General features: G+C 52.4%; 8 protein-coding genes. All 8 read left to right on the top strand.

Translation table 11 applies throughout. The features are described 5' to 3' along the window. On the top strand, positions 1 to 955 hold a 955-nt coding region (locus JW953_16480; GenBank protein ID MBN1994296.1), incomplete at its 5' end, for an NAD(P)-dependent alcohol dehydrogenase. 74 nt (positions 956 to 1,029) lie between these two features. Then, entirely contained in the window at positions 1,030 to 1,272 is a 243-nt protein-coding gene (locus JW953_16475; GenBank protein MBN1994295.1) for a hypothetical protein, read from the top strand. Positions 1,273 to 1,500: 228 nt separating this feature from the next. Beyond that, a complete protein-coding gene (locus tag JW953_16470) occupies positions 1,501 to 2,793 on the top strand; it encodes an amino acid ABC transporter substrate-binding protein (GenBank protein ID MBN1994294.1) in 1,293 nt (430 codons plus the stop codon). A gap of 106 nt (positions 2,794 to 2,899) precedes the next feature. Continuing rightward, positions 2,900 to 3,769: a branched-chain amino acid ABC transporter permease gene (locus tag JW953_16465; GenBank protein ID MBN1994293.1), complete on the top strand. Its 870-nt coding sequence runs from the start codon at positions 2,900 to 2,902 to the stop codon at positions 3,767 to 3,769. 4 nt (positions 3,770 to 3,773) lie between these two features. After that, on the top strand, positions 3,774 to 4,772 hold the full coding sequence (locus tag JW953_16460) for a branched-chain amino acid ABC transporter permease (protein ID MBN1994292.1): 999 nt from the start codon (positions 3,774 to 3,776) through the stop codon (positions 4,770 to 4,772). 48 nt (positions 4,773 to 4,820) lie between these two features. Beyond that, on the top strand, positions 4,821 to 5,540 hold the full coding sequence (locus JW953_16455; protein MBN1994291.1) for an ABC transporter ATP-binding protein: 720 nt from the start codon (positions 4,821 to 4,823) through the stop codon (positions 5,538 to 5,540). Positions 5,541 to 5,544: 4 nt separating this feature from the next. Next, positions 5,545 to 6,249 (top strand): ABC transporter ATP-binding protein, encoded by a 705-nt coding sequence (locus JW953_16450; GenBank protein MBN1994290.1) that lies wholly within the window; start codon positions 5,545 to 5,547, stop codon positions 6,247 to 6,249. Positions 6,250 to 6,354: 105 nt separating this feature from the next. Next, positions 6,355 to 6,963 (top strand): SDR family NAD(P)-dependent oxidoreductase (locus JW953_16445; protein ID MBN1994289.1); only part of this gene is annotated, 609 nt, incomplete at its 3' end.

Genomic DNA, 6,963 nt, shown 5'->3' with positions numbered 1-6,963 from the left:
CGGGCATTTGCCCATCCCCCCCCCGCCAAGCGTTTTTGGACACGAAGGGGCCGGGATTGTGGAAAAGGTAGGGGCACGCGTCACCAAAGTCAAACCGGGCGATCACGTGGTTTTGGCCTGGGACTACTGCGGGGCATGCCCCTCATGCAAGGCTGGCCAGGTTCTCTATTGCCTGAATTTCTTCTTGCACAATTTCCACGGCGCTCGTCCCGACGGGACCACGACCCTGCGCAAGGGCGACCAGGTCGTCCACGGCTCCTTTTTCTGCCAGTCCTCCTTTGCCGATTTCGCGTTGGCTAACGAGCGGAATGTGGTTAAGGTGCGGGAGGACGTGTCCCTCGAGGCCCTGGCCCCCATGGGCTGCGGCGTGATGACCGGCGCCGGGGCGGTGATGAATTCATTCCGGCCCAGGCCCGGGGCTTCCCTTGCCGTTTTTGGCGCCGGCACGGTGGGGATGAGCGCGATAATGGCAGCGATGGTGTGCGGCTGCACCACCATCATCGCGGTAGACGTTAATGCGGACCGGCTGGAAATGGCCAAAGAATTGGGGGCCACCCATACCGTTAATGCCAGCAAAGTAGACCCGGTTGAGGCTATCCGGGATATAACCGGCGGCGGCGCGGAATTCAGCCTGGAGTGTGTGGGCAATCCCAAGGTGCTACGTCAAGCGGTGGACGTCCTGCCCCGCCTGGGGGTCTGCGGGCTGCTGGGAGTCGTGCCGCCAGGCACAGAGGTTGGCCTGGATATGGACCTGATCATGAATGGCCGGACGGTCAAGGGGATCCTCGGCGGCGACGCCATCCCGGACCTGTTCATTCCCAAACTGATTGACCTGTATAGCCAGGGACGATTTCCCTTTGACCGCTTGATCAAATTTTATCCCTTTGACGACATCAACCAGGCCGTGGCCGATATGGAACAGGGGCGCGTGATCAAGCCGGTTTTGCGGCCGTAGCCCCAAATAGATTTTTACTTATGAGTGACGAACCGTTTGATTGACAGCATCTTTGTTTTTAGCGGGAAGTAAGCATGAAGGTGAAGGTGAAAATATACGGAACCTTGAGCCAACGTTTCCCCGGCTACCAACATTCAGCGGGCCTTGAGGTTGAACTGCCGGATGGGGCGGCCACAGTGAAAAACTTGCTGGCCCGGCTGAGAATCTTAGAATCTCAAGGATTAGTGGTTGTTATGGAAGACCGTCTCCTCAAAATGGACGATGAAATCCAGAACGGCGTCCTGGTGAACATTTTGCAAACTGTTTATGGGGGCTGACGTCTCTGGATTTTATCTAAAAAACATGTGGTGAAGATATAGTTTTTCAGAAAAAGATTTTGAGTTTTTACCGGGGTAAGCCGACCCAAAAACATTATCTGAAAAGCTATAAGAGAGGAGGAAAATATGTAAAAATAGTTTGCTCTCTTGTAACCAGGTAAAAAGTTAGGAGCAATTCAAGCAAAATATAGCAACATATTCATGAGTCCAAATAAGGAGGACAAAAATATGAATACCAAAAAAAATCTGAGCCGCCGTGAATTCCTTCAGGGGGCCGCCCTAACCGGCGTAGGATTGCTGGCTGCGGCATGCGCCCCAGCGACCCCAGCGCCTGCTGAAGCGCCAGCCGAAGCGCCCACCGAGGCCCCAGCCCCACCGGCCAAAGACAAAATTGTGGTGGGGTTGTCCAGACCTCTCTCTGGCTGGAATGCCGTCATCGGCGATTCCGCCTTTCGCCCGGTCTATGAGACCTTTGTTGAAGAAGTTAATGCCGATGGGGGCGTTTACGTTGAGGAATATGGCAAAAAATTGCCCATAGAGTTAATAGTTTATGATGATAAGAGCGATGTGGGCACCATGACACGGCTGACGGAAAAATTGATTGTCGAGGACAAGGTTGACTTCCTGTGGCCTGCCTCCGGTACAGCCTTCCTCTTTGCCCAGGCCCCGATTGCCAATAAATATGGCTATGTGCTGATAACGGCCGAGGGTGGCGCTACCTCCCTCAAGGATATGCTACCCAGCCTGCCCTACGTGTTTGTCACCCTGAGCTTCTCTGATTGGTATCAAATTCCGGTGCTGGCAGACATTCTATCAGAGGCGGGAGCGAAGACAGCCTACGTGACCTACATTGCCGACTTGCACGGCATTGAGTACTCGGGCGTGAGCGGTATCGAGTTCCCCAAGAAAGGCATCGAAGTTGTAGGCATCAAAAGCCTCCCCCCCGACATTAAGGATCTGTCACCAGTAATCAAAGATGCTAAAGCATCCGAGGCGGATATCTTCTGCTGCTTTGCCTACCCGGACCAAAACATGCCGGCCACCGGCACATCTATGGAACTTGGCTATAACCCCAAGGCATGGGTCGGCGGTCCCGGGATTAACTTCGGCTTCTACCATACCGCATTTGGCCCCGCAGTAGAGGGCGTTATGGGCTTCACTTCCTTTAACCCCAAGCAATCTGAGGCGGCAAAGGCACTGGCTGATAAGCTCTGGGCCGGTAAGCCGGAAGACGTGCAGGACCCCTGGGGACATCCGCTCTATTGGGCCGGCCTGGAAACCTGGAAGCAGGCTATCGAGAAGGTCGGGACCTTAGACCAAGAAAAAATCAGGGAAATTCTTGCTACCGAGAAGTTCGATACGGTTCTGGGGGAGACCTGGTATGAGAACGGGCTGCTATCCAAGGATTGCCATACCGGGGAGATTGGTCAATGGATAAATGGCTTGTTTGAAGTTGTCGGGCCTAAAGAGCATGCTACTGCCGAATTAGTGTATCCCAAGCCCGAGTGGCCAACGGGATAAGGCCATAGCGCCTTAAAAACTGTGAGCAGGCTGTCTAAAAAGGTAAAGAACAGACGCCGTTTGGATTGCCTGCTCCCTTAAATCATCAGCTTAGAGGATTATCATTATGATTGTAACCATCCTGGACATCGTGATTGCCGGGTTGCTGCTGGGCGGCCTTTATGCCTTGATTGCCATGGGGCTTAGCCTACAGTACGGTGTAGCCCGGGTCTTAAATATCTCCCACGGCGAGTTTATTATGCTCGGGGGTTTAACCACCTGGACATTATACACCGCGTTTGGCCTTAACCCGCTGGTAGCCTTGGCTGTTTGCGGCCCTGCTGCCTTTATTTTAGGTTTTATCATCCACCGGACTTTGTTCAAACGCCTTTTAGCTTCGTCAACTTCATCCAGTATTTTTGAGAGCAACTCTATGTTGGCTTCTTTTGGCCTGATGTTCATCATTCAAAACATCGCGCTAATAATCTGGGGGCCTGAAATGAGGGGCTACTCTTATTTGGCCGTTCCGGTCAACTTGGGGGGAGCGCTATTTGGCGCTAACCGCCTGGTGACCCTCGGGTTTGCCGTAGCCATCGGCCTGGCTTTTTATATCTTTTTGGCCCGTACGCGCATGGGCAAAGCCATCAGGGCGGCAGCCCAAGACCCGGCCACTGCGGGCCTGATGGGGGTAAACATCAACCAGGTACTGGCTTTATGCTTTGGTTTTGGCGCAGCTTTGGCGGCCATGGCCGGCATGCTGATCAGTATGTGCTATCCGGTGCACGGCGTGATGGGAATGGAGTATACCATCATCGCCATTATCGTGGTTGTCCTGGGTGGATTGGGCAGTATCCCCGGCAGTTTTATCGGCGGTTTCATCCTGGGCCTGGTTGGTAGCATCGTTACCTATTTCGATCCTGGGTTGGCCCTGGTTACCTATTATGTCATCTTCATCCTGCTGTTGCTGGTAAGGCCAACAGGGATTATGGGGAACTAGAGAAATGAATATGAGCAAAATTGACTTAAAAAAGGTATGGATACCGGGGCTGCTGCTTATCATCCTGGTTCTGTTAGGAACTTCACCACTCTATGCTTCAATCTATACCGTGATCCTATTAACCAGCATCTTAATGTATATCGTTCTGACCGTGAGCTGGGTTATGTTTTCCGGTCCTACCGGCTACATCTCCCTGGCAACGGCCGCATTTTTTGGAGTCGGCATCTATACTTCGGCTATCTTGGGGATGAAGTTACCTTTACCGTTGGTTGTCATTTGTGGCGGCCTGGTCAGTTTTTGTCTGGCCTTGCTCGTTGGCGCATTGACGCTGAGGTTGAAAGGTATCTATTTTGCCATATTCACCTTTGGGCTGGTTGAGCTTATCAAACATCTTCTGCTCTGGTATGAAATTAATATGACAGGCACGCGCGGTCGCTTTGTTATCTTGGTTGATAACAATACCATTTATTATGTTATGTTCATTATTTTGGTGATATTAATGTTGACCGCCTACTTGATCAGACGCTCTAAATATGGATTAGCCTTGCAAAGTATTGGGCAGAACGAGGAGGCGGCGGCGCACATCGGCGTCAATGTAACCCTGGTGAAGGTAATCACCTTTGCCATCAGCGCCTTATTCATCGGCGCTGCCGGGTCTATTATGGCCACCCGCTGGACGTATATTGACCCCTACATCTCCTTTAACCCGCTCTTTTCGTTTATGCCGGTTTTGATGGCTATCTTTGGCGGACTGGGGCAGCCTTACGGCCCTGTTTTAGGCGCAGTTATTTTTACCTACCTGGAAGAGATTCTGATCACCCGGTTTCCCTACCACTATATGCTCATTTTTGGCATTATATTAATTGTGGCCATTTTATACCTACCCGATGGACTGGTAGGGTTGGTCCAAAAGGGACGGACGCGCCTATCAGTAAAAAAAGAAATCAGTCCCCCTGTGAGTGAAACTGAAACCGTTGCGCAAGAGTCAAGCTCTTCGGGTTAAAAAAAGTCTCCGCAGCAAACGGGATAAAAAGAAATTCAGGAGAACAATATGCCAATACTTGAAGGTGAAGGGATAACCAAACATTTCGGCGGATTAGCCGCAGTATCAAATGTCAACTTTCACGTTGACCAGGGCGAAATTGTGGGGCTGATTGGCCCCAATGGGGCCGGAAAAACAACACTGTTTAATTTAATATCGTCTGCGCTTGTTTCTAAAAAAGGCACCATCAAATTTAAAGGTGAAAACATTACTGACTTAAGGCCGCATCAAATCTGCCGGATGGGCCTGGCCAGAACGTTTCAGTCGGTTAAAGTCTTCACCCATCTGTCAGTGCTTGACAATGTATTAATGGGGGCGTTATTCGGCGCGCCAACCGGGATGTCAGCCGCCGACGCCGCCAGGGAAGCTACGGAATTATTAGAATTTGTGGGGTTGTCGGCCATGCGCGCGACCCCGGCCAAAGACTTGACCCTGGCTAATCAGAAGCGACTTGAAGTGGCCAGAGCCTTGGCCACCAAGCCAGACTTATTGCTGCTTGATGAGTTGATGGCCGGCCTAAACCCCACCGAGGTAGGCCAGGCGATGGAGGCGGTAACCATGATGCGGGATAGGGGGATTACTATTTTCATGGTTGAACACGTAATGAAGGCCATTATGAGCATCTGCGACCGCATTATAGTCCTCCACCACGGCGAGAAAATTGCCGAAGGTCCCCCCCAGGAAATTGCCACCAGCAAAAGAGTGGTGGAAGTATACTTAGGAGAGTAGGCGTATGCTGGAAGTATGTAATGTAGATACCCTTTATGGTAAGGTGCAAGCACTTTGGGATGTTTGTTTAGAAGTCAATGAGGCCGAAATCGTGGCCCTGGTTGGCTCAAATGGGGCCGGAAAAACAACCCTGGTTAATACAATATCCGGTTTACTGCGGCCGGCTTCAGGGCAGGTGATGTTCCTCGGCCAGCGGATAGATAATCTCCCCTCGCATGCCATCGTGGAACTGGGCATTTCGCATGTCCCCCAAGGCGGAAGGATATTTCCCGATATGACGGTGCGGGAAAATTTAGATATGGGGGCGTATCCCCTCCACGCCTGGAAACAAAAGGAGGAAACATTTGCGCAGGTTTATCAAGTTTTTCCCAATCTCAAGGAAAGGGAGCGGCAATTAGCCCGCACCTTAAGTGGGGGCGAACATCAAATGCTGGCCATCGGCCGGGCCTTGATGTCAAAGCCACGGTTGTGCCTTTTTGACGAGCCTTCTTATGGTTTGGCCCCCTTGTTGGTGGCCGAAATGTTCCGCATCATCCAGCAGCTCCGCGACCAGGGGATTACCATCTTGTTGATCGAGCAAAATGTTAAGCACACCCTGGAAATCGCCGACCGGGCCTATGTGCTGGAAAACGGTCATCTATGCCTGGAAGGGGACTGCGCAGAGCTTCTCCAGAGTGACCATGTCAGAAAAGCTTATCTAGGATTATAAACTGATGCGCCAAAAGCGCGCGGTTTTCAACTACACTTGCCTTCGGCGGGCGCACTTGCCTTTGGCAAGCGGCCTCGCCTTTGGCGAACTTAAGCGGAGACAGAAATGAAACTAGACGGAAAAGTAGCCCTCATTACCGGAGCGGGCACGGGTATCGGCACCGCCATTGCCGAACGGTTTGTGGCCGACGGAGCAAAGATATGTATCAGCGGTCGCCGTCAGGCAATGCTCGACAAAGTGGCTCAATCGCTGCCGGAAGGGACCGTGGTGGCATGCGCCGGAGATGTAACCAACCTCGAAGACGTCCAGCGCATGGTTGAAACAACGCTCGGGTTTACCGGCAAACTCGACGTGCTGGTGAACAATGCCGCCATAGACCCGGGCGGCACCACCGTTGTTGACATAGACCCGGCGCTCTGGCACAGCGTTCTGGAAATAAACCTCACCGGTCCTATGTATCTGATGAAGGTAGCCATACCCTATATGATTGAGGGCGGCGGTGGTTCTATCATCAACATTGCTTCCCTGGGCGGCCTGCGCTGCCTGCCCGGCATGCCGGCCTACTGCGCCTCAAAGGCAGGACTTATTATGCTCACCCAGCAGGTTGCGCTAGATTTCGGCCCCAACAAAATCCGTTGTAATGCAGTCTGTCCGGGCGGCACCAGAACAGAGATGCTGGAAAAATCACTCGGCCCCCTCGCCGAAGCAACCGGG

The organism is Anaerolineae bacterium (assembly GCA_016931895.1).
GTDB lineage: Bacteria > Chloroflexota > Anaerolineae > 4572-78 > J111 > JAFGNV01.
The sequence above is the reverse complement of the archived record's forward strand: the minus strand, read 5'-3'. Positions and strand labels throughout refer to the sequence as shown.

What these genes read in the sequence shown, in the direction of transcription:
- JW953_16475 (MBN1994295.1), top strand. Translation starts at nt 1,030, where the DNA reads ATGAAGGTGAAGGTGAAAATATACGGAACCTTGAGCCAACGTTTCCCC.
- JW953_16455 (MBN1994291.1), top strand. Translation starts at nt 4,821, where the DNA reads ATGCCAATACTTGAAGGTGAAGGGATAACCAAACATTTCGGCGGATTA.
- JW953_16460 (MBN1994292.1), top strand. Translation starts at nt 3,774, where the DNA reads ATGAATATGAGCAAAATTGACTTAAAAAAGGTATGGATACCGGGGCTG.
- JW953_16465 (MBN1994293.1), top strand. Translation starts at nt 2,900, where the DNA reads ATGATTGTAACCATCCTGGACATCGTGATTGCCGGGTTGCTGCTGGGC.
- JW953_16450 (MBN1994290.1), top strand. Translation starts at nt 5,545, where the DNA reads ATGCTGGAAGTATGTAATGTAGATACCCTTTATGGTAAGGTGCAAGCA.
- JW953_16470 (MBN1994294.1), top strand. Translation starts at nt 1,501, where the DNA reads ATGAATACCAAAAAAAATCTGAGCCGCCGTGAATTCCTTCAGGGGGCC.